The organism is Streptomyces sp. NPDC041968 (genome assembly GCF_055589025.1).
Map to the genome: position 1 here is coordinate 380,720 of NZ_JBVJCB010000009.1, position 26,171 is coordinate 406,890.

General features: G+C 73.2%; 27 protein-coding genes. 15 read left to right on the forward strand and 12 right to left on the reverse strand.

From position 1 onward, the window contains the following. Positions 1-61: 61 nt before the first annotated feature. Entirely contained in the window at positions 62-1,066 is a 1,005-nt protein-coding gene (locus tag ACZ6EG_RS23585) for a cation diffusion facilitator family transporter (RefSeq protein WP_391970671.1), read from the reverse strand. Positions 1,067-1,242: 176 nt separating this feature from the next. On the opposite strand from ACZ6EG_RS23585, the gene ACZ6EG_RS23590 reads away from it, so the two are divergent. Next, positions 1,243-2,268, forward strand: coding sequence for a glutathione S-transferase family protein (locus tag ACZ6EG_RS23590; protein WP_469607273.1), 1,026 nt, complete (start codon positions 1,243-1,245; stop codon positions 2,266-2,268). 48 nt (positions 2,269-2,316) lie between these two features. Continuing rightward, complete coding sequence (locus ACZ6EG_RS23595; RefSeq protein WP_053140797.1) at positions 2,317-2,619, forward strand: DUF4235 domain-containing protein; 303 nt, start codon at positions 2,317-2,319, stop codon at positions 2,617-2,619. Positions 2,620-2,667: 48 nt separating this feature from the next. Here the strand turns inward: ACZ6EG_RS23595 and ACZ6EG_RS23600 are convergent, their stop codons facing one another. Further along, the gene (locus ACZ6EG_RS23600) at positions 2,668-3,063 is read right to left on the reverse strand and encodes a VOC family protein (protein WP_469607278.1); all 396 of its coding nucleotides are present in this window, start codon (positions 3,061-3,063) and stop codon (positions 2,668-2,670) included. Positions 3,064-3,496: 433 nt separating this feature from the next. Between ACZ6EG_RS23600 and ACZ6EG_RS23605 the strand changes: the two genes are divergently transcribed. Beyond that, on the forward strand, positions 3,497-4,528 hold the full coding sequence (locus tag ACZ6EG_RS23605) for a 7-epi-alpha-eudesmol synthase (RefSeq protein ID WP_391970673.1): 1,032 nt from the start codon (positions 3,497-3,499) through the stop codon (positions 4,526-4,528). Positions 4,529-4,588: 60 nt separating this feature from the next. Here the strand turns inward: ACZ6EG_RS23605 and ACZ6EG_RS23610 are convergent, their stop codons facing one another. The 5 genes from ACZ6EG_RS23610 to ACZ6EG_RS23630 are packed head-to-tail and all read right to left on the reverse strand — an operon-like array spanning position 4,589 to position 8,963. Beyond that, positions 4,589-5,836, reverse strand: coding sequence for a cytochrome P450 (locus ACZ6EG_RS23610; protein ID WP_391970674.1), 1,248 nt, complete (start codon positions 5,834-5,836; stop codon positions 4,589-4,591). Beyond that, entirely contained in the window at positions 5,833-6,438 is a 606-nt protein-coding gene (locus ACZ6EG_RS23615) for a GTP-binding protein (protein ID WP_391970675.1), read from the reverse strand. The genes ACZ6EG_RS23610 and ACZ6EG_RS23615 overlap by 4 nt, the downstream gene beginning before the upstream one ends. Continuing rightward, on the reverse strand, positions 6,419-6,790 hold the full coding sequence (locus ACZ6EG_RS23620) for a DUF742 domain-containing protein (protein WP_356605059.1): 372 nt from the start codon (positions 6,788-6,790) through the stop codon (positions 6,419-6,421). Before ACZ6EG_RS23620 ends, ACZ6EG_RS23615 begins: the two co-directional genes overlap by 20 nt. Further along, positions 6,787-7,197, reverse strand: coding sequence for a roadblock/LC7 domain-containing protein (locus ACZ6EG_RS23625; RefSeq protein ID WP_356605061.1), 411 nt, complete (start codon positions 7,195-7,197; stop codon positions 6,787-6,789). The genes ACZ6EG_RS23620 and ACZ6EG_RS23625 overlap by 4 nt, the downstream gene beginning before the upstream one ends. A 5-nt stretch (positions 7,198-7,202) precedes the next feature. Continuing rightward, on the reverse strand, positions 7,203-8,963 hold the full coding sequence (locus tag ACZ6EG_RS23630; protein ID WP_391970676.1) for an ATP-binding protein: 1,761 nt from the start codon (positions 8,961-8,963) through the stop codon (positions 7,203-7,205). 245 nt (positions 8,964-9,208) lie between these two features. Here ACZ6EG_RS23630 and ACZ6EG_RS23635 point away from each other — a divergent pair, with 245 nt between their 5' ends. Beyond that, entirely contained in the window at positions 9,209-10,159 is a 951-nt protein-coding gene (locus tag ACZ6EG_RS23635) for an NADP-dependent oxidoreductase (RefSeq protein ID WP_469607286.1), read from the forward strand. A 125-nt stretch (positions 10,160-10,284) separates the two neighbouring features. Then, positions 10,285-10,671: an anti-sigma factor antagonist gene (locus ACZ6EG_RS23640; protein ID WP_391970678.1), complete on the forward strand. Its 387-nt coding sequence runs from the start codon at positions 10,285-10,287 to the stop codon at positions 10,669-10,671. Here ACZ6EG_RS23640 and ACZ6EG_RS23645 read toward each other — a convergent pair. Continuing rightward, complete coding sequence (locus ACZ6EG_RS23645; RefSeq protein WP_391970679.1) at positions 10,637-11,590, reverse strand: ribose-phosphate diphosphokinase; 954 nt, start codon at positions 11,588-11,590, stop codon at positions 10,637-10,639. The two genes, ACZ6EG_RS23640 and ACZ6EG_RS23645, sit on opposite strands and share 35 nt — an antisense overlap. A gap of 200 nt (positions 11,591-11,790) precedes the next feature. Here ACZ6EG_RS23645 and otr(A) point away from each other — a divergent pair, with 200 nt between their 5' ends. The 4 genes from otr(A) (at position 11,791) to ACZ6EG_RS23665 (ending at position 16,570) form a co-directional block, all read left to right on the forward strand. Continuing rightward, positions 11,791-13,668 carry a tetracycline resistance ribosomal protection protein Otr(A) gene (gene otr(A), locus ACZ6EG_RS23650; RefSeq protein ID WP_469607291.1) on the forward strand — a complete coding sequence of 626 codons (1,878 nt, stop codon included), beginning with the start codon at positions 11,791-11,793 and terminating at the stop codon, positions 13,666-13,668. Between the two features lie 112 nt (positions 13,669-13,780). Continuing rightward, positions 13,781-14,443: a DUF4230 domain-containing protein gene (locus ACZ6EG_RS23655; protein ID WP_391970681.1), complete on the forward strand. Its 663-nt coding sequence runs from the start codon at positions 13,781-13,783 to the stop codon at positions 14,441-14,443. A gap of 184 nt (positions 14,444-14,627) precedes the next feature. Continuing rightward, entirely contained in the window at positions 14,628-15,191 is a 564-nt protein-coding gene (locus ACZ6EG_RS23660; RefSeq protein WP_356605073.1) for a VanZ family protein, read from the forward strand. A gap of 131 nt (positions 15,192-15,322) precedes the next feature. Further along, positions 15,323-16,570: an RICIN domain-containing protein gene (locus ACZ6EG_RS23665; RefSeq protein WP_391970682.1), complete on the forward strand. Its 1,248-nt coding sequence runs from the start codon at positions 15,323-15,325 to the stop codon at positions 16,568-16,570. 78 nt (positions 16,571-16,648) lie between these two features. On the opposite strand, the gene ACZ6EG_RS23670 is transcribed toward ACZ6EG_RS23665, so the two are convergent. Continuing rightward, positions 16,649-16,885 (reverse strand): hypothetical protein, encoded by a 237-nt coding sequence (locus ACZ6EG_RS23670; protein WP_391970683.1) that lies wholly within the window; start codon positions 16,883-16,885, stop codon positions 16,649-16,651. 33 nt (positions 16,886-16,918) lie between these two features. Then, positions 16,919-17,728, reverse strand: coding sequence for an SDR family oxidoreductase (locus ACZ6EG_RS23675; RefSeq protein WP_391970684.1), 810 nt, complete (start codon positions 17,726-17,728; stop codon positions 16,919-16,921). Between the two features lie 220 nt (positions 17,729-17,948). On the opposite strand from ACZ6EG_RS23675, the gene ACZ6EG_RS23680 reads away from it, so the two are divergent. The 4 genes from ACZ6EG_RS23680 to ACZ6EG_RS23695 all read left to right on the forward strand — a co-directional run bounded on the left by ACZ6EG_RS23680 (position 17,949) and on the right by ACZ6EG_RS23695 (position 22,294). Beyond that, on the forward strand, positions 17,949-18,980 hold the full coding sequence (locus tag ACZ6EG_RS23680) for a PHP domain-containing protein (protein ID WP_469607297.1): 1,032 nt from the start codon (positions 17,949-17,951) through the stop codon (positions 18,978-18,980). 45 nt (positions 18,981-19,025) lie between these two features. Then, entirely contained in the window at positions 19,026-19,682 is a 657-nt protein-coding gene (locus ACZ6EG_RS23685; protein WP_469607300.1) for an HAD family hydrolase, read from the forward strand. Between the two features lie 61 nt (positions 19,683-19,743). Further along, positions 19,744-20,934: an FUSC family protein gene (locus tag ACZ6EG_RS23690; protein ID WP_469607303.1), complete on the forward strand. Its 1,191-nt coding sequence runs from the start codon at positions 19,744-19,746 to the stop codon at positions 20,932-20,934. A gap of 328 nt (positions 20,935-21,262) precedes the next feature. Further along, a complete protein-coding gene (locus ACZ6EG_RS23695; RefSeq protein ID WP_391970688.1) occupies positions 21,263-22,294 on the forward strand; it encodes an SDR family oxidoreductase in 1,032 nt (343 codons plus the stop codon). Between the two features lie 71 nt (positions 22,295-22,365). Here the strand turns inward: ACZ6EG_RS23695 and ACZ6EG_RS23700 are convergent, their stop codons facing one another. After that, positions 22,366-22,662, reverse strand: a complete 297-nt coding sequence (locus ACZ6EG_RS23700; protein WP_469607306.1) for a hypothetical protein — start codon at positions 22,660-22,662, stop codon at positions 22,366-22,368. 73 nt (positions 22,663-22,735) lie between these two features. Further along, a complete protein-coding gene (locus ACZ6EG_RS23705) occupies positions 22,736-24,025 on the reverse strand; it encodes an ROK family protein (RefSeq protein ID WP_469607309.1) in 1,290 nt (429 codons plus the stop codon). 199 nt (positions 24,026-24,224) lie between these two features. Here ACZ6EG_RS23705 and ACZ6EG_RS23710 point away from each other — a divergent pair, with 199 nt between their 5' ends. Then, on the forward strand, positions 24,225-24,719 hold the full coding sequence (locus ACZ6EG_RS23710; protein WP_356605092.1) for an FBP domain-containing protein: 495 nt from the start codon (positions 24,225-24,227) through the stop codon (positions 24,717-24,719). 114 nt (positions 24,720-24,833) lie between these two features. Continuing rightward, the gene (locus tag ACZ6EG_RS23715; protein WP_391970691.1) at positions 24,834-26,087 is read left to right on the forward strand and encodes an FUSC family protein; all 1,254 of its coding nucleotides are present in this window, start codon (positions 24,834-24,836) and stop codon (positions 26,085-26,087) included. The last annotated feature ends 84 nt before the right edge of the window (positions 26,088-26,171 follow it).

A 26,171-nucleotide genomic window follows, 5' to 3' on the forward strand; every position in this document is an offset into this window, starting at 1 on the left:
GCGGGCGGAAGTTCCCCCGAAAGCCGTGCGCATGGTCCCGTCGATGCCGGGAACGCGTGCTTCAGGCCCCGCCGCGCTCCCCCGTCGCGGCGGGGCTTTCCGCTGCTTCCTCGGCGAGCCGGTCGGTGACGTCGAGGAAGATCTGCCGCGCCTCGGGCACGGTGCGCGCGATCGAGCCCTTGATGCGCACGGCGACCTCCTCCACCCGCTCGCTGTCCAGACCGGGCACCAGGTCGATGCGGGCGGCCACCAGGGTGGAGTCCAGCCCCGTCTTCATGGTGAACAGGGCCTCGACGCTGTCGATCTCCGGCTGCGCGCACAGCAGCGCCCGGATGCGGCCGCTGGCCTCCGGGTCGGCGGCCTCGCCGATCAGCTGGTCGCGGGCCTCGCGGCCCAGCCGGTACGCCACGTACACGAGCAGCGCGCCGATCGCGAGCGAGGCGCAGGCCTCCCACACCACCTGTCCGGTGACCATGTGCAGGGCCATTCCGGTCATCGCGAGGGTCACGCCGAGCACCGCGGTGCCGTCCTCGGCGACGACCGTGCGCAGGGCCGGGTCGCGCAGCCCGGTGGCGAGCCCGCCCTGGCCCCGCACCTGGTGGAGGGCGCGCAGCAGGGAGGCTCCCTCGGCGAGCAGGGCGACGCCGAGCACGATCAGCCCGGCCACGTAGCCGCCGAGTTCCTCCTGGGCGCCGGTGCGCAGGGCCTCGACCCCTTGGTAGAAGGAGAAGCAGCCACCCATGACAAAGATGCCGACGGCTGCCAGCAAGGACCAGAAGAACCGTTCCTTGCCGTATCCGAAGGGGTGTCGGCGGTCAGCGGGGCGGCGGCTGCGACGCAGGGCGGCGAGCAGGAAGACCTCGTTCAGGCTGTCGGCCACCGAGTGCGCCGCCTCCGACAGCAGCGCGGGCGAGCCCGCCACGAATCCCCCCACCGCCTTGGCGGCGGCTATCACCAGGTTGGCCGCGAGCGCTACCAGTACCGTGACACGCGTCTTGCGGTCGGCACCGGCGTCGGCCTCGCGGGCCGCTGTCCCGTGGCCCGTCCCGTCGTCGCTCCCCCGCACCGTCCCGTGGTCGGTCCCGTGATCCTTCTTGTCTTCCGAAGCTGTCCCAGTCACGAGGGCCCGACTGCCCTCGGCCGACCGGGCTCACACCCCCCTTGTGGGTGGCCCACCAGTGCCGACCGCCGAAAACGGGGAACGCGTCCTGGGGAGCACACGAACGACCGGAAGGCGGGGCCATGAGTGGTGACGGCGGAACGCCCGGCAACAGCGGCTACGGCAGGAAGGCGTTCAAGCGGTCCAGGAGCCACTTCGCGGACCGGATCACCGCGGACGGCCGGGACGGCTGGCCCGTGGCGCCCGGCCGCTACCGGTTGGTGGTGAGCCGTGCCTGTCCGTGGGCGAGCCGCGCCCTCGTCGCACGACGCCTGCTCGGGCTGGAGGACGCCCTGTCCCTGGCCGTCGCCGACCCCCTCCAGGACGACCGCAGCTGGCGCTTCACCCTGGACCCCGGCGGCCGCGACCCGGTGCTCGGCATCCGCTTCCTCAGCGAGGCCTACGACCGACGCGAGACCGGCTACCCGGGCGGGGTGAGTGTGCCGGCGGTCGTGGACGTGCCCAGCGGGCAGCTGGTCACCAACGACTACCAGCAGATCACCCTGGACCTCGCGACCGAGTGGACGTCCCTGCACCGGCCGGGGGCACCCGACCTGTACCCGGACGCCCTGCGCGACGAGATCGACGAGGTGATGGCGGACGTCTACGAGGACGTCAACAACGGCGTCTACCGGGCGGGGTTCGCCACCGGTCAGGAGGAGTACGAGACGGCGTGCGCGGGGGTGTTCCGACGCCTGGAGGCGCTGGCGCCCCGGCTGGAACGGCAGCGCTACCTGGTCGGTGACACGATCACGGAGGCGGACATCCGGCTGTTCACCACACTCGTGCGTTTCGACGCCGTCTACCACGGCCACTTCAAGTGCAACCGCTGGAAGCTGACGGAGAACCCGGTGCTGTGGGGGTACGTCCGCGACCTGTTCCAGACGCCCGGCTTCGGCGACACCGTCGACTTCGACCACATCAAACGCCACTACTACCAGGTGCACACCGGCATCAACCCGACCGCCATCGTGCCCCTGGGCCCGGACCTGTCCGGCTGGCTCACGCCCCATCACCGGCAGGAGCTGGGCGGGCGGCCGTTCGGCGACGGGACCCCACCGGCGCCGGCCCGCGCCGACGAGGCGGTTCCGCCACCGGGCGGGCCCTGACCGTACGACCGACCGACGACACACGCATCCGAATCCAAGGAGACCCACGTGGGCAAGAAAAAGAAGAAGACGCTCCCCCTCGCCTACAAGCCCGTCGGCTTCGTACTGGGCTGGGCGGGCGGTGCGCTGGCCGGGATGGCCTTCCAGAAGACCTGGAAGGTGCTCCGGCACGAGGACGACGCGCCCGACGCGCTGGACCCGGACCGCGGCTGGGGGGAGATCCTGCTGGCCGCCGCGATCCAGGGCGCCATCTTCGCCGCGGTGCGCAGTGCGGTGGACCGGACCGGCGCCAAGGCCATCGAACGCTCGACGGGCGTCTGGCCGACCGACGGAAAGGGCGGCCGGGACTGACCGGACCCCCGGGCCCGGCCCCCCGTCGCCGACGGCACCCGGCAGGCGCTAGCCCTGCTTGGGTGCCGTCGGCGTGACACCGCGGCGCATCGTGAAGGAGTGACCCGCGGGATCGGAGAAGCCCCGCTCCTCGTACGGGCCGACCGCGTCCTTGGCCTCCAGCGGGCGACCGCCGAGCCCCACGACCCCGCGTTCGGCCTCGTCGAGGTCGTCCACGACGAAGTCCAGGTGTGCCTGGAGCGAGTTCTCGGGGCGGGGCCAGCTCGGCGGGGTGGCGTTCACGTCCCGCCGGAACGCCATGCGGAAGCCGCCGGCTCCCCGGATCTCGATCCGGTTGGCGGTCGCTTCGGTCTCTTCCCCGCCGAGCAGCTCTTTGTAGAACTCGGCGAGCCGCTCGGGTTCGGCGCAGTCGAGCACCACGACGCCCGCGTTGACCAGTGCCATGTCTCCTCCGGAGGATTCGGGGCCGCGGGGCGTACGTGTCCCGCGCCCTGTACCTTGCGGATATCCCGGCCCGGCCGAATCAGTCGGGGGCGGCCACCGCCGTCGCGCGCGAGGCAGCGGCGCTCCGACTCGCCCGTGTCGCGCAGGACTTGCGTGCGCCGAGGCCGGGGCGCGAGCCCGGGCGGGGGGGCGGCGATCCGCCGCGGGTCGCGGCAGGTCGCAGGCGCGGGAGTGTACGCGGCCCCCGCGGCGTGAGCAGTAACCAAGATCACGACCGGGTGCCGCGTAGATCATTTATGGTCGGGGCAGCCTCGTATCGCTTCTCGATTCAACTTCCGGATCGGGAAGCCCGGTTCGAGTGTGCGGACGGTCTCGCCACCGTCCGCTCGCAGGGGCGGGGGGACTCTGCGTCTCGTCTCCCGAAAGGAAACACATGTCTCAGGACGTCCGCTTCGACCTCCCCTTCGACACCCCGGTCAGCCCGCATCTCGCCCGGGCCCGCGACCGCCACCTGCGCTGGGTGCGCGAGCGGGGCCTGGTCCGCAGCCGGATCGGGTTCGAGGAGTACCGGTCCTGGGACCTGGCACAGGCCGCCGCCCGCACCTACCCCCACGCGTCGGCGGACGACATGGTCGTCCTGATGAACTGGTTCTCCCTGGCCTTCCTCTTCGACGACCAGTTCGACGCCGGCCGGCCGGACCGCGCGGAGCGCATAGCGGAGGTGGCGCGGGAGCTCATCGCCACACCGCTGCGTCCGGCGGGCACCCCGCCCCGGGTCGAGTGCCCCATCACCCTGGCCTGGGCGGAGGTCTGGGAACACCTCTCGGATGGCATGTCCCTGACATGGATGTCCCGGTTCGCGGCCTCCTGGGGCAGGTTCCTGGTGGCGCACTGCGAGGAGGTCGACCTGGCGGCCGGCGGCCGGGCCGGATCCCTCGGACTCGACGACTACGCGGTCTTCCGGCGCCGTACGGTCGGCATCCACCACAGCATCGACGCGGGCGAGCGCAGCCGCCGCTTCGAGGTGCCGGCCGCGGCGATGGCGCACCCGCTGATGGAGCGGCTGCGGGATCTGGCCGCGGACACGATCGGGTTCATGAACGACATCCACTCCTTCGAGCGCGAGCGCCGGCGCGGTGACGGCCACAACCTCATCGCCGTCCTGCACCGGGAGCGGGGCTGCTCGTGGCAGGAGGCCGCCGACGAGGCGTACCGCATGACGACCGCCCGCCTCGACGAGTACGTCGCCCTGGAGAGCCGCGTGCCGCTGATGTGCGACGAGCTGGGCCTGGACGCGGACGAGCGGGCCCGGGTGGCGATGGGGGTGGAGGCCATCCAGCACTGGATCAACGGCAACTACGAGTGGGCGCTGACCACCGGCCGCTACGCGGCGGCCAAGGACGGCCCGGTGGCCACGGCCGAGCTGGCCGGGCGGGGCTCGGTGGACGACCTGCTGACCGTGTGAGGGCGCGTCCCGCCCGGCCGGGGCACTCCGGCCGGGCGGGACGGGCCCCGGGGCCGGGTCCTAGACGGTGAACTCCACCGGCAGGCTGTCCAGCCGCGACTCCCAGGTGGAGGCCGTGGACGTCAGGTCGGCCGGCGGCACGGCCAGGCGCAGCCCGGGCAGCCGGTGCAGCAGGACGTCGACGGCCGTCTCGATGATGGCCTGGCCGATGTTCTGCCCCGGGCACTCGTGCGGGCCGGCGCTGAAGGCCAGGTGCGAGGCGTTGCCGTGCACCGAGACGGCGGTGTCGGGCCGGACCTCGGGATCGTGGTTGCCGGCCGCGAGGCCCAGCACGAGGAGGTCGCCCTTCCTGACCGGGCAGCCGCCGAGTTCGAGGTCGGCCGTGGCGAACCGGCCCGGCAGCACCGCCAGCGGCGGGGAGTTCCACATCACCTCCTCCACGACCGCGGACAGGTTCAGCTGCCCGCTCACCAGACCGGACAGCCAGGAGGTGTCCGTGAGGACGAGCTGGAGCGTCCGTGCCAGCAGGTTGCTGGTCGTGGTGTGGGCGGTGATCAGGACCAGACGCAGATGGTTGACGATCTCGTCCTCGTCGAGTCCGGAGTGGTGCTCGATGAGACCGGAGGTGAAGTCGGATCCGGGCTCCTGCCGCTTGCGCGCGGCGAGTTCGCCGAGGATGCCCATGATGCGCTCGTTGTGCGTGAGGGCGTCCGCTCCGCCCTTGATCACCTGCTTGCTGGACTCGGCGAGGTTCCGTCCCTCCCGCTCGGCGAGTCCGAAGACCCGGGTGAGCACGAGCATGGGCAGGTACTCGGCGAAGTCGGCCACCAGGTCCGCGCGGCCGGTGTCGGCGAACGCGTCGATCTGCTTGTGCGCGAAGTGCGTGACGTGCCGGCGGATGCCCCGGCCGGCCACGGCGTACAGGTTGTCGGTGACCGCCCCGCGCAGCCGGCGGTGGGGTTCGCCGTCCTGGGAGACGCAGTCGGGGCGCCAGCCCACCATCTGCATCAGCGGGGACGTCGCCTCGACCCGGCCGTCGCGGAAGTCCCGCCAGATCCGCGAGTCGCGGCTGAACTGGAGGGGGTTGTCCAGCACCCGCCGGTTCTCCCGGTACCCGAGTACCAGCCAGGCGGGCACGTCGCCCTCCAGGAGCACCGGGGCGAGAGGTCCGTGCTCCTTGCGCAGGCGGGCGTAGATGTCGTGCGGGTCGGTCGCCGCCTCGGGGCCGTAGAGCCGGGTGGCGCCCTCTCCGTGGGCGACGGGGCAGCCGCCGCCGGTGCGGCCGGCGGTGGTCCGGGCGTCGTTCATCGGGGCTCCAGGGCGGCTGCCGAGCGGTCCTTCAGATGCCGTATCAGCGTGACCAGGACGTCGCGGCTGGCGGTGCGGTCCCGGGCGTCGAAGGCGACGACCGGGGTGTGCGGCCCGATGTCCAGGGCGTCGCGGATCTCCTCGACCGGGTAGGGACGGGAGTCGGGGAAGACGTTGAGCGCGATGACGAAGGGCACCCGCTGCCGTTCCATCTCCTCGATCGCCCGGAAGCTGGAGGCGAGCCGCCGGGTGTCCACCAGGACGACCGCGCCGAGCGCCCCCTTGAAGAGCCCGTTCCACAGGAACCAGAACCGCTCCTGCCCCGGGGTGCCGAACAGGTAGAGCATGAGCGTGTCGTTCAGGCTGATCTTGCCGAAGTCCAGGCTGACGGTGGTCTGCGTCTTGTCCGCGACCCCGATGAGGTGGTCCACGTCGGCGCTGGCCTGGGTGAGGGTCTCCTCGGTGGTCAGCGGTTTGATGTCGCTGACGGAGCGGACCATGGTGGTCTTGCCCGTGCCGAAGCCGCCGGCGATCATCACCTTCACCGAACGGGTCTCCCCGGCCGTCGGCGACCCCGGTCGGTCAAAGCCTTTCAAGTCCACTGAGTACCTCCTCGAGGAGCGCCAGGTCGGGCCCGCGGCCGGCGCCGTGCGCCGGGATGGGATCACGGGCTTCGACGCGGCCCGCCTGGAGCAGGTCGGACAGCAGCACCGCGAGAATGTTGAACGGCAGGTGGAGGTGGGCGCCGAGCTCGGCCACCGACAGCGGTTCGCGGCAGCGCCGGAGGATCTCCTCGTGCTCGTGCTGCATGCCCGGTAAGGGGACGGCCCGGGAGACGACGAGGGTCGCCACGTCGAGGGTCGAGGCCGAACCGCCCGGTCCGCTGCGCCCTCCGGTGAGGACGTAGTAGCGCTCCAGACCGGACGGATCGGTCGGTCGGCGGGGAGCACTCATCCAGAGTGCTCCTCCTGGCGCGGAGTGGTGCCGAGGAGTTCACCCATCCTGCGGGCCATGTCGCGCATCTGATGGCCCAACAGGCCCTGGTCGAGGCCCTCTCGGGCGAGCACGCCCAGATACGTCTCCAGGCCCGCGCGGACGACGAAGAGGTGTCCGCCGTCCACTTCGATCATCGCCAGCCGCAACTGCCCTGCGTGCTGGGGGAACTGCTCGGCGACCGGCTGGGCCAGCGCCTGCAGTCCGGCCACCACGGCGGCGAAGCGGTCCACGTCGTCGGGGTCTTCGGCGCCGTAGGAGGTGATGGCCTTGCCGTCGCTGGAGGCCACGAGGGCGAAGCGGATCTCCTGGATGGACTCCACAAGGTCGCGGAGCGCCCAGCTCACGTCGGTTCCCTGGTGCGTCATGGGGACTAGTCGCTCTCTTCGGTGCGGTGCCCGGTGGACGCGCCACCGGTGATCGGATCGGGGACGTCGGCGACTTCGGCGGGCGGGGCGGCGCCGGTCGCCGTGCCGGGATCGCGTCCGGCGGTGGCGAAGGCGGCGAGACCCGCGAAGGAGGCGTCCGGCGGAACGGCGGCCCAGGCGGCCGGGTCCGGTCGCACGGCGTGCGCGGCCGGCTCGGGGGCCGGTGCCGCACCGGCGACCGGCTCCGCACGCCTGCTCCGGCGCCTGGGCAGGCCGCCGGGGGTCGTCCCGGCGGGGTCGCCGCCGGCCGGGGCGGGGGCCGGTGCCGTGTCGGCGGGGGACGCGGCGAGGGCCGGTGCCACGCCGGCCCGCGGTGCGGTGAGGGCCGGCCGGGTCTCCGGCGCGGCGGCACCCGCCGTGGCGGCGGCCGGCAGCGGGCTGAAGTACTTGTGCGGTACAACGACTACGACGGACGTCCCCAGCCACGGCGAGTCCGCGAAGGTCACGCGAATGCCGTAGCGACGGGCGAGGGCTCCGACGACACGGAGGCCGATGTTGGCGTCCTCCGAGATGCCGCCGAGCCCTGGGCCGGGTGCGGTACCCGCCAGGGCCTGCTCAGCCTCGCGCTTCTTCTCCTCGCTGAGGCCCTTGCCGGAATCCTGGATCTCGATGCCGACGCCGTTGGGGACCTCCTTGCCGGAGACGACGACCGGCTCGGTGGGCGGCGAGTAGCGCGCGGCGTTGTCCAGCAGGTGGGCGAAGACCAGCGTGAGGTGGTCCACCAGGCCGCCGTCCACGCCCAGCTCGGGCAGGTGGCGCAGCTCGACGCGGTGGAAGTCCTTGATCCGGCCGATGCCGCCGCGCGCCACGCTCAACAGGCGCTGCGGCTCCTGCCACTGCCGGCCCGGGCGGTCGGAGCCGCCGAGCACACCGATGCTGGCGGCGAGACAGTCGGCGGGGCCGATGGCCTGGTCGAGTTCCATCAGTCCCCGGGCGACGGCCGGCAGCCGTCCGTGCTCGCCCTGCAGTTCGTGCAGACGGCCGCGGAGTTTGCTGGTCAGCACGTGGATGCGGTTGCCCACGCCGATGACGGCCTGTTCGGCGGAGGTCGAGCGGTCGAACTCCGCCTCCACGCCGATCAGCGCGGTCCTGAGGACCTTGCGCAGTCCGGCCTGCAACTCGGCGCCGACCTTGGCGCACTGCTCGACGGTGGGCAGGATGTCGTCGATCGCGTCGCCGGCGCGCAGTCTGCGCATCGCGTCGGGCAGTTGCTCGTCGGCGAGCCTGGTCACCGCGGCCAGCTGGTGACCGAGCCGTTCCTGCCATGCCTCGGCCTGCTCGGCGAGGCGGGTCTCGTACGTCGCGGCCTGCTCGGCCAGCCGGTCCTCGCTGGCCCGGGTGTGTTCCGTCAGCCGCGCCTCGTGGCTCCGCGCCTGTTCGGTGAGCTGCGCGTCCAGGGCGGCACGTTCGGCGGCGAAGGTGCGTTCCAGGCCGGCCACATGCCGCTGCCACTGCTGCGCGTGCTCGGTCTGCGCGGCACGGTGGGCGTGCTCGGCCCGGCGCAGCCGGGCGCGGGTACGCAGCAGAAGGCGAACGCACACGGTGCCCGCGGCCGTCGCCACCACACCGGCGACGGCCGCGGTTATTCGCTCCGGGCTCATGAACGTGGCGGCCACCGTCCCGCCTCCCAGACCCAGCGGCATCAGCCACCAGCTGTACCAGGCGACAGGGGCCCGCGCCGCCGGTGGCGGAGTGGCGAGTTCCATCTGCATCCTTCGAACCAGAACGATCGAACATGGGGGGTGTGCAAGGGGGACCGCACTCGTGAGTGCGCATCGCGAGCCGACCCGTCGCGGCCGTGTCAACTCGCAGCGCCGTCAGGGAGCTTATCGGTTGGGAACCCTAAAAGATCAATTCCGGGGTGCTGCGGAAGTGAGGATTCCGTCACGCTCCGGCAGCGGGCGAACGCACCGTTCCCCCGACGTGGCGCGGCGAGGCAAGCTGGGTGACCATGAGCGACGTGAACACCATGCGAGCCATCAGCCAGGACGTCCTCGGCGGTCCCGAGGTCCTGAAGGAAGTACGGGTCGACCGCCCCGAGCCCCGTCCGAACGAGGTGCTGGTCCGGGTGCGTGCCGCCGGGGTGAACCCGACCGACTGGAAGCACCGGGCGAACGGCGGCTTCCTCGGCGAGCCGCCGTTCGTGCTGGGCTGGGACGTCTCGGGGGTGGTGGAGGCGGTGGGGATCGGCGTCGCCGCCTTCCGGCCCGGCGACGAGGTCTTCGGCATGCTCTCCTACCCGTTCGGCCACGGCTCCCACGCGGAGTACGTCACCGCCCCCGCGCGCACCTTCGTGCCCCTGCCGGCCGGGGTCGACCACGTCCGGGCCGGGGCGCTCCCGCTGGTCTCGCTGACGGCGTGGCAGGCCCTGGTGGAGCGGGCGGACGTCCGGCCGGGGCAGCGGGTGCTGGTCCACGCGGCGGCCGGCGGGGTGGGGCACGTGGCGGTACAGATCGCCAAGGCCCGGGGTGCCCATGTGATCGGTACCGCCAGCGCGGCCAAGCACGAGTTCCTGCGCTCCCTCGGGGCGGACGAGACGGTGGACTACCGGGAGACGGACTTCGCCGAGGCCGTGAAGGACGTGGACGTCGTCCTGGACACGATCGGCGGTGACACGTCCCTGCGTTCGCTGCGTGTGCTGCGTCCGGGCGGGATCGTGGTGTCGATCCTGCCGGTCGGCTCGGAGGAGTTCTTCGAGGAGGCCGAGCGGCTCGGCGTGCGGGCGGTCCGGATGCTCGTGGACGCCGACCGGGCCGACATGCGGGAGATCGCCCACCTGGTCGAGTCCGGGAAGCTGCGGGCCACCATCGCGAAGACGTTCCCGCTGGCCGACGCGGCGGAGGCGCACGCCCTGGGCGAGGCCGGCCGCACCACGGGCAAGATCGTCCTCGTGGTCGACTGATCGGCCTGCCCAGCAAATTTCGATGACATATGTCAATCGAACATGCTCAAACTCGCTCGATCGGGGTAACTTCCGGGGCGGAATCATCAGTTGAGCCACCGGAACAGGCTGGAGGCAAGGTCGCCGTGCGGCAGGAACCCGCGTCGTCCACCCCGCATCTGCACGTGCGCCACGAACGCGGGCACACGGTGCTGGAGCTCCGGGGTGAGATCGACATCGCGTCGGCCGCGGAGGTCGCCCCGCACCTGGACCGGGAGGCGGGGCGCCCCGGCGCCCGGGTCGTGCTCGACCTCGGCGGGGTCGACTTCTTCGACTGCTCCGGCCTGCGACTGCTCTACCGGGCCCGTCGCCAGGCGCTGGACCACGGCGGGCAGGTGCACCTCGTGTGCACCCACCCGCTGACCCTGCGCATGCTGCGGATCACCGGCCTCGCGCGGCTGCTGCCCCCGCGGGCCACCCTGGAGGAGGTGCTCGGCGTCACCCGCCCGGCGGAGGGTCGAACAGGGCACTGACCGACTCGCCGTTGTGGATGCGGCGCACGGCCTCGGCCAGCGCGGGGGCGATCGACAGGACGCGCAGCTTCTCCGTGTGGTCGTCGGCCGGCACCGGCACGGTGTTGGTGCACACGATCTCCAGCACGTCCGGCTGGTCAGTGAGCCGCTTGAGGGCGCCGGAGGCGAACAGCCCGTGCGTGCAGGCGAGGCGGATGGTGCGCGGTCCCGCCTCCCGCAGCCGGTCGAGGAGTTCGAGGACCGTGCTGCCCTTGGCGATCTCGTCGTCGAGGACGATGACGTCGCGCCCGGCGACGTCCCCGATCACGGCGTTGATGCTGACCCGGTCGTCGGCATAGCGCTGCTTGGCGCCGGCCGCGACCTGGGCGCCGAGCATCCGGGCGAACGCGGCGGCCTCCTTGGCGTTGCCGAGGTCCGGCGAGACGACCGTGGTGCGGGACAGGTCGTACCGCCGGAAGTGCGCGGCCAGTTCACGCAGCGCGTGCAGGTGGTCGACCGGGACCGAGAAGAAGCCGTGCACCTGGGGCGAGTGCAGGGTCATGGCCAGCACCCGGCCCGCGCCCGCCGCCACCAGCAGGTCCGCCACGAGGCGTCCGCCGAGCGAGATGCGCGGCGCGTCCTTCTTGTCGGAGCGGGCGTAGGAGTAGTGCGGCATGACGACGGTGATGCGTCCGGCCGACGCCCCGCGGGCCGCGTCGCACATCAGCAGCAGCTCGACGAGGTGCTCCTGGACCGGCTTGACCAGCGGCTGCACCAGGAAGACGTCCCGCTCCCGGCAGTTGGCCCGCAGCTGCACCTCCAGGCAGTCGTTGGCGAACCGGCTCACCCGGGTGGGGCTGAGGGGAACGCCCAGGTGCGCGCAGACCTCCTGGGCCAGCTCGGGGTGGGCGCTACCGCTGAACACGGCGATGTCTCGCACGGACGCTCCTCGCGTGATCCTGTCCGGATGCTGTCCGGCCGGGACTCAGCTTACGGATATTCGGTTGCCGCGGCCCCGGGGGCCGGGGCCATGATGGAGGCCGCCCGTGTCCCCTCAGGTCAGGATCCCCCGCATGCGCCGACTCCTCGGAATCACCCAGTGCCCCTTCCGGCCCACGGTTCCCGAGGACTCGACACCGCATGCACGTCCCGAACACCCTGAACATCGGCATCCTGGCCCACGTCGACGCCGGTAAGACCAGTCTCACCGAGCGGCTCCTCTTCGATCACGGCGCCACCGGCCGGCTCGGCAGCGTCGACGCGGGCGACACCCGCACGGACGACGGCGCGATCGAGCGCCGCCGCGGCATCACCATCCGCTCCGCCGTCGCCGCCTTCACCGTCGGCGACACCCAGGTCAACCTGATCGACACGCCGGGGCACTCCGACTTCGTCGCCGAGGTGGAGCGCGCCCTCGAGGTCCTCGACGGGGCGGTACTGGTGCTGTCCGCGGTCGAGGGCGTGCAGGCGCGCACCCGGGTGCTGATGCGCACGCTGCGGCGGCTGCGGCTGCCCACCCTCGTCTTCGTCAACAAGATCGACCGCACCGGGGCGCGCACCGAGGAGCTGCTCGCCGACGTCCGGCGCCTGCTGACGCCACACGTCGCGCCGTTGACCGAGGTCACGGACGTCGGCACCGGACACGCCCGCGTCGCGCCCCGCCCGCCGGACGGGCGGACCGCCGAGGCGCTGGCCGAGGTCGACCCGGACATCCTGGCCGCACTGGTGGACGGTCCCGCACCGACCGCCGGGGAGCTGGCCGCCGCGCTCGCGGCCCGCACCGCCGACGGCTCCTTCCACCCGCTGCACCACGGCTCCGCCCTCGGCGGGCAGGGCGTCGCGGAGCTGGTCGGGAGCCTGGTCCGGCTGGTCCCGCCCGCCTGTCGCCCGGCGGGCGGCGCCGCGGGCCCGCGCGGCACGGTCTTCGCCGTGCGCCCCGCATCCGACGGCGAGCGGACGGCGTACCTGCGGCTCCACGACGGTGAGGTGCGCCCGCGTCAACGGCTCACCTTCCTGCGGCGCGACGCCGACGGTCGGACCACCGAGGTCTCCGGCCGGGTGACCCGCCTCGACGTGATCGGCCGGCCCGGGACGCTCACCGCCGGCAACATCGCGGCCCTCACCGTGCCCGGCGGCCTGCGCGTCGGCGACCGGCTCGGCGCTCGGACCGACCGGGCCCCGCAGTTCGCGCCGCCGACGCTTCAGACCCTGGTCCGGGCCCGGCACCCCGAGCAGGCCGCGCCGCTGCGCGCCGCCCTGCTGGCCCTCTCCGACCAGGACCCGCTGCTGCACGTCCGGCCGGCGGCGTCGGGCGCCACGACGCTGCTCCTGTACGGGGAGGTCCAGATGGAGGTGCTGGCGGCGACGCTGGCGGAGGACTTCGGCATCGAGGCGGACTTCGCGCCGGGCCGCGCCCGGTTCCTGGAGCGTCCGGCCGGCACCGGGGAGGCCGCGGAGGAGATGCCGTGGCTGGACCGCACCCGGTACTGGGCGACCGTGGGGCTGCGCGTGGAGCCGGGCCCGCGCGGCTCGGGCGGGGTGTTCGCCCACGAGACGGAACTCGGCGCCCTCCCCCGCGCCTTCCACCAGGCCGTCGAGGAGACGGTCCACGCCACCCTGTTGACCGGTCTGACCGGGGCGCCGGTCACGGACTACCGGGTCACGCTGACCCGCTCCGGGTTCAGTTCGCCGGTCAGCACCGCCGCCGACTTCCGCGGGCTGACCCGGATCGTGCTGCGGCGGGCCCTGGAGCGGGCCGGGACCCGGCTGCACGAGCCGCTCCACGCGTTCGAAGCGGAGGTGCCCCCCGATGCGCTGGCGCCCGTGACGGCCCGGCTCGCCTCGCTGGGCGCGGAGTTCACCGGCACCACCGGCGGCGCCGACGGCTGGCTGATCACCGGCGAGCTGCCGGCCCGGCGGGTGCGGGAGGCGGAGCTGGCGCTGCCGGGCCTCACTCGCGGGGAGGCGCTGTGGTCCTCCCGGCCGTCCGGGGACCGTCCGCTGGAGCCGCCGCACTGACGTGGGCGGTCGCGCGCTCCCCCGCTCCCCCGCCGCTGCTCCGGGCACCGCCAACTCCTCGGTCTGCCCCGGGAGATGGAGGGCATCCGGTCAGTAGGAAGGAGGGCCGTCGATGACGACTCCCATCAGGAAGCTCCCCGGGCGGGTGCCCGGCTGGGCGAAGGTGCTGGGCGCGCTCGTGCTGGTGCTCGTCGTGCTGTTCGCGGGACTGCGGCTGAGTGTCGTACCGGGGCTCAAAGACCTGTTCGGCACCGAGACCCAGGACCGCTCGGGTCCGGCGCTGCTGGAGTCCATCCAGGACATGAGCCGCTACGAGGCCGCGTCCGGCAACTTCCAGGTCGTCGTGGACCTGGAGAAGGACACCAAGTTCCTGCCCGACGCGATCCGCGGCAGCCGCACCCTGTACGTCGGGGCGGGCACCGTCGGCGCCTACGTCGACCTCGGGAAGGTGGGCGAGGACGACGTGACGGTCGACGACGACCGCACCTCGGCCACGCTGCGGCTGCCGCACGCCGCGCTCGGTGAGCCGGCCCTCGACCCCGACCGCTCCTACGCCGTGTCCAAGCAGCGCGGGCTCCTCGACCGCCTCGGTGATCTGTTCTCGGACAACCCCAACGGTGAACAGGCCGTGCAGAAGCTCGCGGCCCGGCACATCGGCGATGCGGCGAAGGACAGCGAACTCAGGGTCCGCGCCGAGACCAACACCACGGCGATGCTCCGGGGCCTGCTGCGCTCCCTCGGCTTCGAGAAGGTACAGGTGACCTACGGGTCCTGAGCACCCGTCGGGTCAGGGCGGCGAGGGCCCGGCGGTGACCGGAGTGTCCCGGCCGGGCGGGGGAAAACGGAGGAGGCGGACGCGGCCGGGTCCCTGGACCGGACCCCACGGCCCGACCGGCATCCTCGGCGAATCGGCGGGCGACCGGCCCACCACGCGAAGACTGTGACGACTGGAGGACCGAATGGCTCGTGCCGCCTCGGGGCCGCGTTCCCTGCTGCGCCCCCGCGCCGCCAAGACACCGCGCCCCCGCCCCACCAAGGCGGAGGCGCCCGACCGTCGCGAACGGCGCCCGCTCCCCCTCCCGTTGCGCCTGCTGGCGACGGCGTGCGCCTTCGTCTTCATGGTGGCGTTCGCGGTGGTGCTGGCGCGACTGACGCTGAACCCCTCCCCCGCGTCGGAGGCGCTGACGCACACCAACATGCACCCCGGCAGGTCACTGAGGGCCTATCTGGACCAGCCCGCGCTGCGCGACGCCGTCAAGCAGATCGGCGGCAACATCCTGCTGGGGGTCCCCTTCGGCGTGCTGGTCCCGGTCGTCGCCCCGCGTACCCGCGGGCTGCTACGGGTGCTGCTGCTGACGGCGATCGTGATGCTGCTGGTCGAGTTCGCGCAGGGCGCCCTCGTGACCGGTCGGGCCTTCGACATCGACGACGTCATCCTCAACAGCACGGGCGCGCTGATCGGTTACCTGCTCCTGGGCCGACGGATGAGCCGCGCGGTGCACGCGCGCAAGCCCCGCGACTGAGGGAAGGTCAACTGGTCCGTACCAAGGTATTGACCACCCCTTAGCTCACTACTTAAATCAAGAGGAGACCCCCTTACCCCCCACCTCGGTCGGCGCTCCCCTCCCCGGGACGCCGTACGGAAGGGAGAGCCGTGGCCCGTCCACGCCTGCTCCGCAGATGTCTCCTCGCCGCCGCCCTGTCCGCCGGGCTGGCCGCCTCCCTGGTGTCCGGCCCCGCGCAGGCTGGCCCCGAAGTCGCCGGATCCGCCGCCGCCGCGCCCGCGGCCGTGACGTTCTCCGACACCTTCGACGGACCCGCCGGCGCGGCCGTCGACTCCTCGAAGTGGCAGATCGAGACCGGCGACAACGTCAACAACCACGAACGGCAGTACTACACCGCGGGCAACCGGAACGCGGCGCTCAACGGCCAGGGCCAGCTGGTCATCACGGCCCGCAAGGAGAACCCGGCCAACTACCAGTGCTGGTACGGCAGCTGCCAGTACACCTCCGCCCGGCTCAACACCTCCGGCAAGTTCACGGCGCAGTACGGACACGTCGAGGCCCGGATGAAGGTGCCGCGCGGACAGGGCATGTGGCCCGCCTTCTGGATGCTCGGCACCCCGGTCAACTGGCCGGACTCCGGCGAGATCGACATCATGGAGAACGTCGGTTTCGAGCCCTCCACCGTGCACGGCACGCTCCACGGCCCCGGCTACTCCGGCGCCGGCGGCATCGGCGCCGGCTACACCCTGCCGGGCGGCCAGGCCTTCGCCGACGGCTTCCACACCTTCGCCGTCGACTGGGCGCCCGACTCCATCACCTGGTCGGTCGACGGCAACGTCTACCAGCGGCGCACCCCGGCCGACCTGGGCGGGAAGCAGTGGGTGTTCAACAGGCCGTACTTCCTGATCCTGAACCTGGCGGTCGGCGGCTACTGGCCCGGCGACCCGGACGCCTCGACGGTCTTCCCGCAGTCGCTGGTGGTGGACCACGTGTCGGTGACGACGAGCGACTCGGGGACGGGCGGCGCGATCCGCGGCCTGGCCGGCAAGTGCGTGGACGTCGCCGCGGCCAACTCCGCCAACGGCACCCCCGTGCAGCTCTACGACTGCAACGGCACGGCGGCCCAGCGGTGGACGGTGGGCGCCGACGGCACGGTCCGGGCGCTCGGCAAGTGCCTGGACGTCAACGGCGGCGGAACGGCGGACGGCACGGTGGTCCAGCTGTGGGACTGCAACGGCAGCGCGGCCCAGCGCTGGGTCGTCACCGGCGCCCGCGACATCGTCAATCCGCAGGCCGACAAGTGCCTCGACGTGGCGGGCAACAACGCGGCCAACGGCACCCGGTTGCAGATCTGGACCTGCACGGGCGCCGCCAACCAGAAGTGGACGGTCGGCTGAGGCACCCGGGTGCGGCGAGGGCCCGTCCGACGCCTGCCGTGTCCGCCCGTCGGGCGGCAGGGCGTCGTCGGGCCGGCCTCAGCGCGGCGCCCAGGTGAACTTGTCGCCGCCCACCCAGCGGACCACGTCCGGGTCGTCGAGGTCGTGGACCGTGATGCCGAAGGCCGCGGCGGCCTCCAGGACGTCGGTGACGGCCCTGGCCTCACCGACCACCTGGCCGTCGATCTCGACGATCCGGAACGGCGGCGTACCCGGCTGCACCCGGAGCACGACGATCCGCGGTCTGCCGATGTGCGGGGTGTCGATTTCGGTCATGCATCGAGGGTAGGCCGGGCCCTCCGCTCCCGCTCAGGGCCGCCGCCAGGCGTCGCTCGTCAGATGGGATCCGGCCATCGGGCCCATCCGGAGCATGCCGCCGTCCACGCTCCACGAGGCCCCCGTGACGTAGCCGGCGTCGGGCCCGGCGAGGAAGGCGATCACCGCGGCGACCTCGCGCGCGTCACCGGGCCGCCCAAGGGGCACGCCCGGACGGCGCTCGGTGTGCGGGTCGGTGTCCTCCTGGCCGGTCATGGGCGTGGCGATCTCGCCGGGCGCCACCGCGTTGACCGTGATGCCGTGCTCGGCCAGCTCGATCGCCATCACCTGGGTGAGCAGGCCGAGCCCGCCCTTGGCCGCGCAGTACGGGGCGGCACCCACCCGCGGCTGGTGCTCGTGGACCGAGGTCACGTTGACGATCCGGCCACCATCCCCCTGCCGGATCATGCGCCGGGCCGCCTTCTGCCCGCACAGGAAGGGACCGGCCAGGTCGACGTCGAGAACGTGCCGCAGGTCGTCCAGGCCCAGGTCGAGGAAGGGCGTGGCGGTGCCCGTACCGGCGTTGTTGACGAGGACGTCGATCCGGCCGAGCCGCTCACACAGCTCGTCGACCGTGTCCGCGGCCTCGGGGAGCCTGGCCAGGTCGACCTGGGCGGTCTCCGCCCGGCGGCCCAGGGCCCGCACCTCCCGCGCGGTCCGCTCGGCGCCCTCCCGGTCGGTGTGCCAGGTGACGCCGACGTCCATCCCCGCCTCGGCCAGGCGTACGGCGGTGGCGCGGCCGATGCCGGAGTCGGAGCCGGTGACGACGGCCACCTTGGCGTCGGACGGGCTGGGGCTGGGCATGGCGGACCTCCTCTTCGGCGCTCCTCGGTTCCTCGGCCCCGCGCTCGGAGCGGCACGCGGGGCGTCGCAGTACCCGGGTGCGGTGCGCACAAACCGCCCCTCCGTGGTGCGGGGCCCCGGCGGCTGGGGAACCCTGGACATGCCGGAGGAGTGTGAGGGAGCGCGAAAGGCTCCGCTGCCCCGGTGGCAGTCGGTGGCACCGGAGCGGGAGGAGGCGCCGATGGAACCCGTCGAGGCGCTGGAGCGGATCGCGTTCCTGCTGGAGCGGTCCCAGGAGCCGACGTACCGGGTCCGCGCCTTTCGCACCGCGGCCCGGGTGCTGGGCGAGCTGTCGGCCGCCGAGCTGCGCGAGCGGGCGGGCTCCCTGGAGTCACTGAAGGGTGTCGGACCCAAGACGGCGCAGGTGGCGCGGGAGGCCCTGGCCGGGGAGGTGCCGGGCTATCTGGAGAAGCTGGAGGGCGGGGCCGACGCTCCGCTCGCCGAGGGCGGCGAGCGGCTGCGGGAACGGTTGCGCGGGGACTGCCATCTGCACTCCGACTGGTCGGACGGCGGCAGCCCGATCGAGGAGATGGGCCGGACCGCGGCGGCGCTCGGGCACGAGTGGGCGGTGCTGACCGACCACTCGCCGCGGCTGACGGTGGCGCGCGGCCTCTCCCCCGAGCGGCTGCGCGAGCAGCTCGACGTGGTGGCCGCGCTCAACGAGACCTGGGCGCCGTTCCGCCTGCTGACCGGGATCGAGTGCGACATCCTCGACGACGGCTCGCTCGACCAGGAACCGGAACTGCTGGAACGGCTCGACGTGGTCGTGGTCTCCGTGCACTCCAAGCTGCGGATGGACGCCCGCGCGATGACCCGCCGCATGGTGGCCGCCGTACGCGATCCGCACGCGGACATCCTCGGGCACTGCACCGGGCGGCTGCTGACCGGGCGGGGGCGGCCGGAGTCGGAGTTCGACGCGGACGAGGTGTTCGCCGCCTGCGCGGAGTCCGGGACGGCCGTGGAGATCAACAGCCGGCCGGAGCGGCTCGACCCGCCGCGCCGGCTGCTGCGCCGGGCGGTGGCGGCGGGCGTGCTGTTCTCCGTGGACACCGACGCGCACGCGCCCGGTCAGCTGGACTGGCAGATCCACGGGTGCGCGCGGGCCGAGGAGTGCGGGGTGGCCGCGGAGCGCGTGGTCACCACGTGGTCGCTGGAAGAGCTGCTGACCTGGACCCGTGAGGGGCGTACACCGTCCGGAGTGGCGGGCCGCTGACGTGGTACCCGCCGGACGATCCACGGACCACGAGAGGAACAGTGCATGGAACGGGCGGCCGTGTTCGACGTCGACGGGACCCTCGTCGACACCAATCACCTGCATGTGACGACCTGGTGGGAGGCGTTCCGGCAGGCGGGGCACCGGGTGCCGATGCACGCCATCCACCGGGCCGTGGGCCTTGCCTCCACCGACCTCGTCGCGCATCTGCTGGGCGAGGACCGGGACACGGACCAGGACGCGGAGCTGAGCGCCGCCCACAAGGCGCTGTACGGGCAGTACTTCGACCGCCTGCCGGCCCTGCCGGACGCAGGCGCGCTGCTGCGCCGCCTGGCCGGCGACGGCTGGAAGGTGGTCCTCGCCACCTCGGCGGGCGGGCCGGAGCTGGGCGCGCTGCGGCGGGCGATCGACGCGGACGACGCGATCGCCGCCACCGCGAGCGCCGACGACGTCGACGCGGGCAAGCCGGCCCCCGAGCCGGTCGAGCACGCCCTGGACCTGGTCGGGGTCCGGGCCGAGCGGGCGGTGTTCGTCGGCGACACCGTCTGGGACATGCGGGCGGGCAGCCGGGCCGGGGTGCGGTGCGTGGCCGTGCTGTGCGGCGGGCTGCCCCGCGCCGACCTGGAGGAGGCGGGCGCGGACGCGGTGTACGCCGACCCGGCCGCCCTGCTCGCCTCCCTGGAGCGGAGCCCCTTCGGATGAGCCGCCGAGGTGTACGTCACGTACGGACGTGCCGGCCGGTGACGCGGATACCCGGTACCGCATGACCGCTGTGACGGAGACGGGCAGGCAGAAACTGAGGGGATGGCGGCCGTGGGACGCGGGGTGGCGGGAGGCATCGGCCGTCGGACGGGCCGCCCTGGCCGCCTGCCGGGGGCCGGGCCGTGAGCGGGACCTGGTCGTCCAGTCGCTGAAGGCGGCCGGCGCCGCGCTGCTCGCCTGGCTCGTGGCGGGTGTCTGGATGGACGATCCGATGGCGCTGATGGCCCCCTGGGTGGCGCTCGTCCTCGTCCAGGCCACCGTCTACAGTTCGGTCCGGCTGGCCGCCCAGCAGTTCGCGGCGATCTGCGCCGGGGCGCTGCTGGCCTCGGGGGCGCAGGTGCTGACCGACGACAACACGGGGGCGCTGGCACTGTCGCTGCCGGTGCTCATGCTGGTCGCGAACTGGCCGCGCTTCGGGCAGCAGGGCATCTACGCGGCCACCACCGCCGTGTTCGTCCTCCTCTCCGGCACGGCCGTGTCGGCCTCGGCGGTCGGGCACCGGCTGGGGCAGGCGGCGCTCGGGGCGTTCATCGGCGTGGCGGTCAACGCCCTCGTGCTGCCGCCGATCCATCTGCGGGACGTGCGGGAGAACCTGTCGGCGCTGGCGCGGGAGGCGGGTGACGTGCTGCACTCCGTGGCGGACGACATGCGCAAGAGCGAGTGGGACGCGCAGACGGCGACCGGCTGGTCGAGTGACTCCGCGCGGCTGCAGCGGCGTGCGGAGGCGCTGAGGTCGGCGCGGTCCTGGAGCCAGGAGAGCCTGCGCCTGACCTCGGGCCCGCTGCGGGTGCTGAACCGGGTGCCCGACGCCGTCCCGCCCGAGGAGGAGGACCAGCGGTGGAGCCGTGTCACCGGTCACATCACGGCCCTGGTCCGGACCCTGTCGGTCGCGGCGGACGAGCACCGCACCCCCGCTCCCCCCGAGGGACCGGTGCTGGACCTGTGCGCGCGGCTGCTGTGCCTGATCGGCGACGCCTGCCGGACGGAGGCCGACCGGCTGCTGGGCGAGGCCGACCGGGCCGGTCCGGAGGAGGCGACGGAGGCGACCATGCGGGAACTGCACCACCGGTTGCAGGAGGGGCTGCGGGAGCAGGCCGGGCAGGGCGCCGCTCACGCCGCGGTGCTCGGCACGCTGCTGCTCCAAGCCGAGAACCTGTGGGCCGAGATCGTCCCCGAGCCCCAGTCGCAGTGACCCACATCACCGCATATCGCGACAGACCGTGGAACACCGGCGGGCGCTTCCCCGTTGAAGAAGCCGTGGGTACGGATGGGACAGTGTCCCCGGGCCTCACCTTCTGCCCACAGGGACGATCGTTCGGCTGAAGCCCTGTGGAGCGTCTCGCCGAGAGGCGACCGCCATCCGTACCCGCCCTCGACCGCCCCGATCGTGATTCCCCCGTCGCGATCGGGGCTTCTCCTTGCGCGCCCTGCGTGCCCCTCCGGCGGGACGGGTACCCGGTGCCCTTCGCGCGGGTACGCGGTGCCCCTTGGCGCGGGTACGCGGCAGAGAGGAGCGCAAGGTGAGCAGCACAGCGGGCAGCAGGATCGTGGTCACGGGTGCCACCGGCAACGTGGGCACCAGCGTGGTCCGGCTTCTGTCGGAGGATCCGGAGGTCGGGTCCGTGCTGGGCCTGGCCCGGCGGGTTCCCGGGTGGTCACCGCCGAAGACGGAGTGGGCCGCCGTCGACCTGGCCTCGGAGCGTGCCGACCTGAGCGGCCACATCGCCGGTGCCGACGCCGTGGTGCATCTGGCCTGGGCGTTCCAGCCGACGCACGACCCGGCGACGACCTGGCGCACGAACGTCCTCGGTTCCCTCCGGGTCTTCGACGCGGTGGCCGCGGCCGGGGTGCCGGCACTGGTGCACGCCTCGTCGGTCGGCGCCTACTCACCGGGGCCCAAGGACCGCGCCGTGGACGAGTCGTGGCCGACGCACGGCTGGCCGGACGCCGCGTACTGCCGGGAGAAGGCCTATCTGGAGCGGGTGCTGGACACCTTCGAGCGCGACCACCCCGGTGTGAGGGTGGTGCGGATGCGTCCGGCCTTCCTCTTCAAGCGGGAGTCGGCCAGCGAGCAGCGCCGCATCTTCGGCGGCAGGTTCCTTCCGGGGCCGCTGGCGCGTCCGGACCTGCTCCCCGTCCTGCCGGACGTCCCCGGCCTGCGGGTGCAGGCCCTGCACACCGACGACGCGGCGAACGCGTACCGGCTGGCGGTCCGGTCCGAGGACGCCCGGGGCCCGTTCAACCTGGCGGCCGAGCCTCCGGTCGACGCGGAGCTGCTCGGCGAGATGGTCGGCAAGCGCCCGGTCCGGCTTCCCCGCACCGCGGCGCGCTCGGCAGTCGCCGCCGCGTGGGGGCTGCGGCTGCTGCCCGCCTCCCCGCACCTGTTCGACGCGGTGCTGCGGCTGCCGCTCATGGACTGCACCCGGGCGCGCGCCGAGCTGGGCTGGCGACCGGTGCGTACGGCCACCGAGGTGCTGGAGGAGTTCCTGGAGGGCTTCCAGCAGGGCGCGGGAGCCGCCACCGAGCCCCTGCGGGGGCGCAAGGTCGGCTGACCCCGCGCACACGGAAGGGGCCGGTGTCCGCACCGCCGCGGACACCGGCCCCGTGCCGCCGGGGGCGGGCGTCAGCCGGAGGACTCGTCGGGCACCGGATGCTCGGGATGCAGGGTGCCCGCCCGCGGGGCGCCCCGACGGCCCGTCCCCGCCTCGTCCGTGTCCGGGACGTCGGCGTCGTCGGCGTCCGTCGCCCCGTCGTCGGTGTCCTCGTCGGCGTCCTCGGGACGCTGTCCCTGCTCGAGTTGCTCGCGGGTGGGGGCGGCTGCCTCCCACGGGTCGTCCCCGGGGCCGGCCTGCTGGTCCGGCATGTCCCGCGGGACGGGCTCACCGGTCTCGCCCGGTCCTTCGAGGCGGTGGTCGGTCACGGCGCACTTCCTTTCCGCGGTCCTCCGAGGGGTCCGAGCGGCATCGGGTACCTCCGCGGTGACCGGCGAAACATCAGTGCGGCGCCCGCTCCTCGAGTGCGGTGCGCCAGGCGGGAACCGGGTAGTCGGGCGCCGGTTCGGGGCGCCGGCCACCGCGCGCGAAGAAGTCGGCGAGCGGCAGGATCGCGGCGCCGACGGTCACCGCGTCCGGGCCGAGCCGCCCGAGGTCGATCGTCACCTTCTCGGCGGGGTGGCGCAGCGCGTAGGACACCGCGTGCCGGCGCACCGCGGGCAGGAAGCGGGTGCCGAGTTGGAGTCCGGCCCAGCCGCCGATGAGGATGCGCTCGGGCTGGAAGAGGTTGATCAGGTCGGACAGGCCGGCGCCCAGGTACTCGGCGGTCTCCTCCAGGACGGCGAGCGCGACCGGGTCGGGCTCCTTGCCGCCGGCCGGGTGGGCGGCGGCGAGCAGCGCCGTCAGGGCGGTCTCCTCGTCGGTGCCCTCGGGTACCCGGCCGCCCTCCTCCCGCCAGCGGGCCAGCAGCGACTCGGCACCGGCGTACGCCTCCAGGCAGCCGAGCGCACCGCAGCGGCAGCGGCGCCCCCTGACCCGCACCGTCAGGTGGCCCCACTCGACCGCCCGCCCGTGCTCGGCCTCGGGGGTGACCAGGCTGGCGCCGACGCCTGAGCCGAAGAGGACCACGACCGCGTTGCGGGCGCCGCGTCCCGCGCCGAACCACATCTCGGCCTGGCCGAGGGTCTTGGCGCCGTTGTCGATGAAGTAGGGGACGGTGTCGGGCAGCGGGGAGCCGGCGCGGAGCAGCGCCTCCAGCGGGACCGCGTCCCAGCCGATGGTCTGGCCGTGCACGACGGCGCCCCGGTCGGGCGTGTACTCGACGATGCCCGGCACGCCGATTCCGGCGCCGAGCAGCCGCTCGGGCGCGAGTCCGGCCGTCGCCAGCACCTCGGCGATGCCGTCGCGGATGTGGCCGACGATCACCTCGACGTCGTAGCCCTGCTGGGTCAGCGGGCGCTCGGCGCGGGCCAGTTCGGTGAGGGTCAGGTCGAACAGCTCGACGCGCACCCGGGTCTCCCCGACGTCCACGCCGATCATGTGGCCGCTGCCGGGGGCCACCCGCAGCAGGGTGCGGGGCCTTCCGCCGTCGGAGTCGACGCTGCCTGCCTCCTCCACCAGGCCGTCTGCGACGAGGTCGGCGACGACATTGCTGACGGAGCCGGAACTCAGTCCCGTCGCCGGGCCCAGCTCGAAGCGGCTGAGCGGTCCCTCGAAGTAGAGCCGTTGCAGTACGGCCGTACGGTTGGCCCTCCTGAGGTCGCGCACCGTGCGCCCGTTCCGCCCCGCCATGTGGCGCCTCCCATGATGTGCCCGGTCTGCAACATACCTCTGGGCGGCTGCGGCACGCGACTTCCCTCCTTACTTAATTCATGCTATGAACTCGCGCCTGCGGAAATGGGGTGGCTCCGCACCACCCTCCCTACGTACGCTAGGCAAGAACCTAGGAACCCTAGGTTGCCGTTGCACGTCGCCCTCCGGAGGGACTCCCGTGAAAGCACTGACCGAGCAGGACATCCGCGGCTCGTTCATCAACTGCACCAAGGGCGAGGCCAAGCGCCTGTCCGTCCCCCGCGATCTCGACCAGCGGCCCTGGGACGATCTCGACTTCCTGGGCTGGCGCGATCCCGGCGCCCCCGACCGCAGTTATCTGGTCACCGAGGACGACGGCCGGCTCACCGGCGTGGCCCTGCGCTTCCAGCAGGCCCGGCCGGGCTTCCTCCAACGCAGCATGTGCGCCCTGTGCCTGACCACCCATCCCCGGGGCGGCGTGTCGCTGATGACGGCACGCAAGGCGGGCCCGGCCGGCCGGGAGGGCGACTCGGTGGGCCTGTACATGTGCACCGACCTCGCCTGTTCCCTGTACCTGCGCGGCAGGAAGGCCCCGCAGGGCGGCGCCCGCTTCGAGGAGAGCCTCACCCTGGAGGAGCAGGTCGCCCGCACCCTCGGCAACCTGTCCGCGTTCCTCGGCAAGGTGGCCGCCTGAAGTTCTCGGACGCCCGGCGGCGCGCGGCGCGTGAGAACCCTCCCGACCCCCTATGTCCGGTTACCGTCCTGTCCGGATACGTTCGATGCGCCCGGGGAAGGGAACAGCCCGAGGATGCGGGATGTACGTGAGAGCGCCGCGTCGGCTGTGCAGCCGGTGAAGTGGCTCAGGGACCCCTTGGTCGTGCAGGCGCTGCGGTCGGCCGCCGCGGCGTCGATCGCCTACGTGATCGCGGTGCGGCTGACACCGGACAAGTCGGCCGCGCCGCTGACGGCGCCCCTGACCGCGCTGCTGGTCGTGCAGGTGACCCTGTACGCCACGCTCAAGATGAGCTTCCGCCGGGTGAACGCCGTCGTGGCCGGTGTCCTGGTCGCCATCGCCTTCAGCCAGTTGGTGGGGCTGAGCTGGTGGAGCCTGGCCCTGCTGATCGTGGCGGCGCTGGGCGTGGGGCACCTGGTGCGGGCGCACGAGTTCGTGGCGGAGGTGGCCATCAGCGCGATGCTCGTGCTCGGGGTGACCTCGCACGGGAGCCTGGCGTGGGCGCGGGTGGTGGAAACGCTGATCGGGGCGATCGTCGGACTGGCCTTCAACCTGGTCCTGGCCCCTCCGGTCTGGGTGGAGCAGGCCGGCGAGTCGATCGAGGGCCTGGCCCGGCGGGTACGGCAGCTGATGCTGCGCATGGGCGAGGAGGCGGCCGACAGTACGCCCTGGCACGAGGCGGCGGCCCGGCTGCACGAGGCCCGCCGCCTCGACCACGACATCGGTGAGGTGGACGAGGACCTGCGGCAGGCCGAGGACAGCCTGCGGTTCAATCCCCGCGTCCGGGAGGGGCTGCTGCACCGGGTGGTGCTGCGGACGGGGCTGGACACCCTGGAGATCTGCACCGTGGTCATGCGGGTCCTCGCGCGCACCTTCACCGACCTGGCGAAGGTGCGCGAGCCGGAGCCGCTGTTCCCGCCCGAGACCGGTGCCACCATCCAGCAGCTCCTGTCCGAGATCGCCGACGCCGTGGTCAGCTTCGCGGTCCTGGTCACCACCAGCGCAAGCGACGACGCGGAGTCCGCGGAGGAGCGCCTCTCCGCCGAGCTCAGGCAGGCCGCGGTCACCCGGGACAAACTGGCCCAGCTGCTCCTGGAGGACGTGCGGCGCGACGCCCGGCAGTGGCAGTTGCAGGGTGCGGTGCTGACCGAGGTCGACCGCATCATCGACGAGATGGACACCGAGCACCGCTCCCGCCGGCTCCTGGAGGAGCTGGACCGCCACACCCGCGAGCAGCGCGAACGCATGCCGCGGCTGACCCGGTTGCGGGACCGGGCACGCTCCCGGCTCCGGAAGCGGAACCGCAAGGCCGCCGGGCGTCGTTCTTGAGTGAGGGACCGTGCTCGTGCCTGGGCGCGGGACCGGGCTTGGGTGAGGGACCGTGCTCGTGCTTGGGTGACGGCGGAGAAGGAC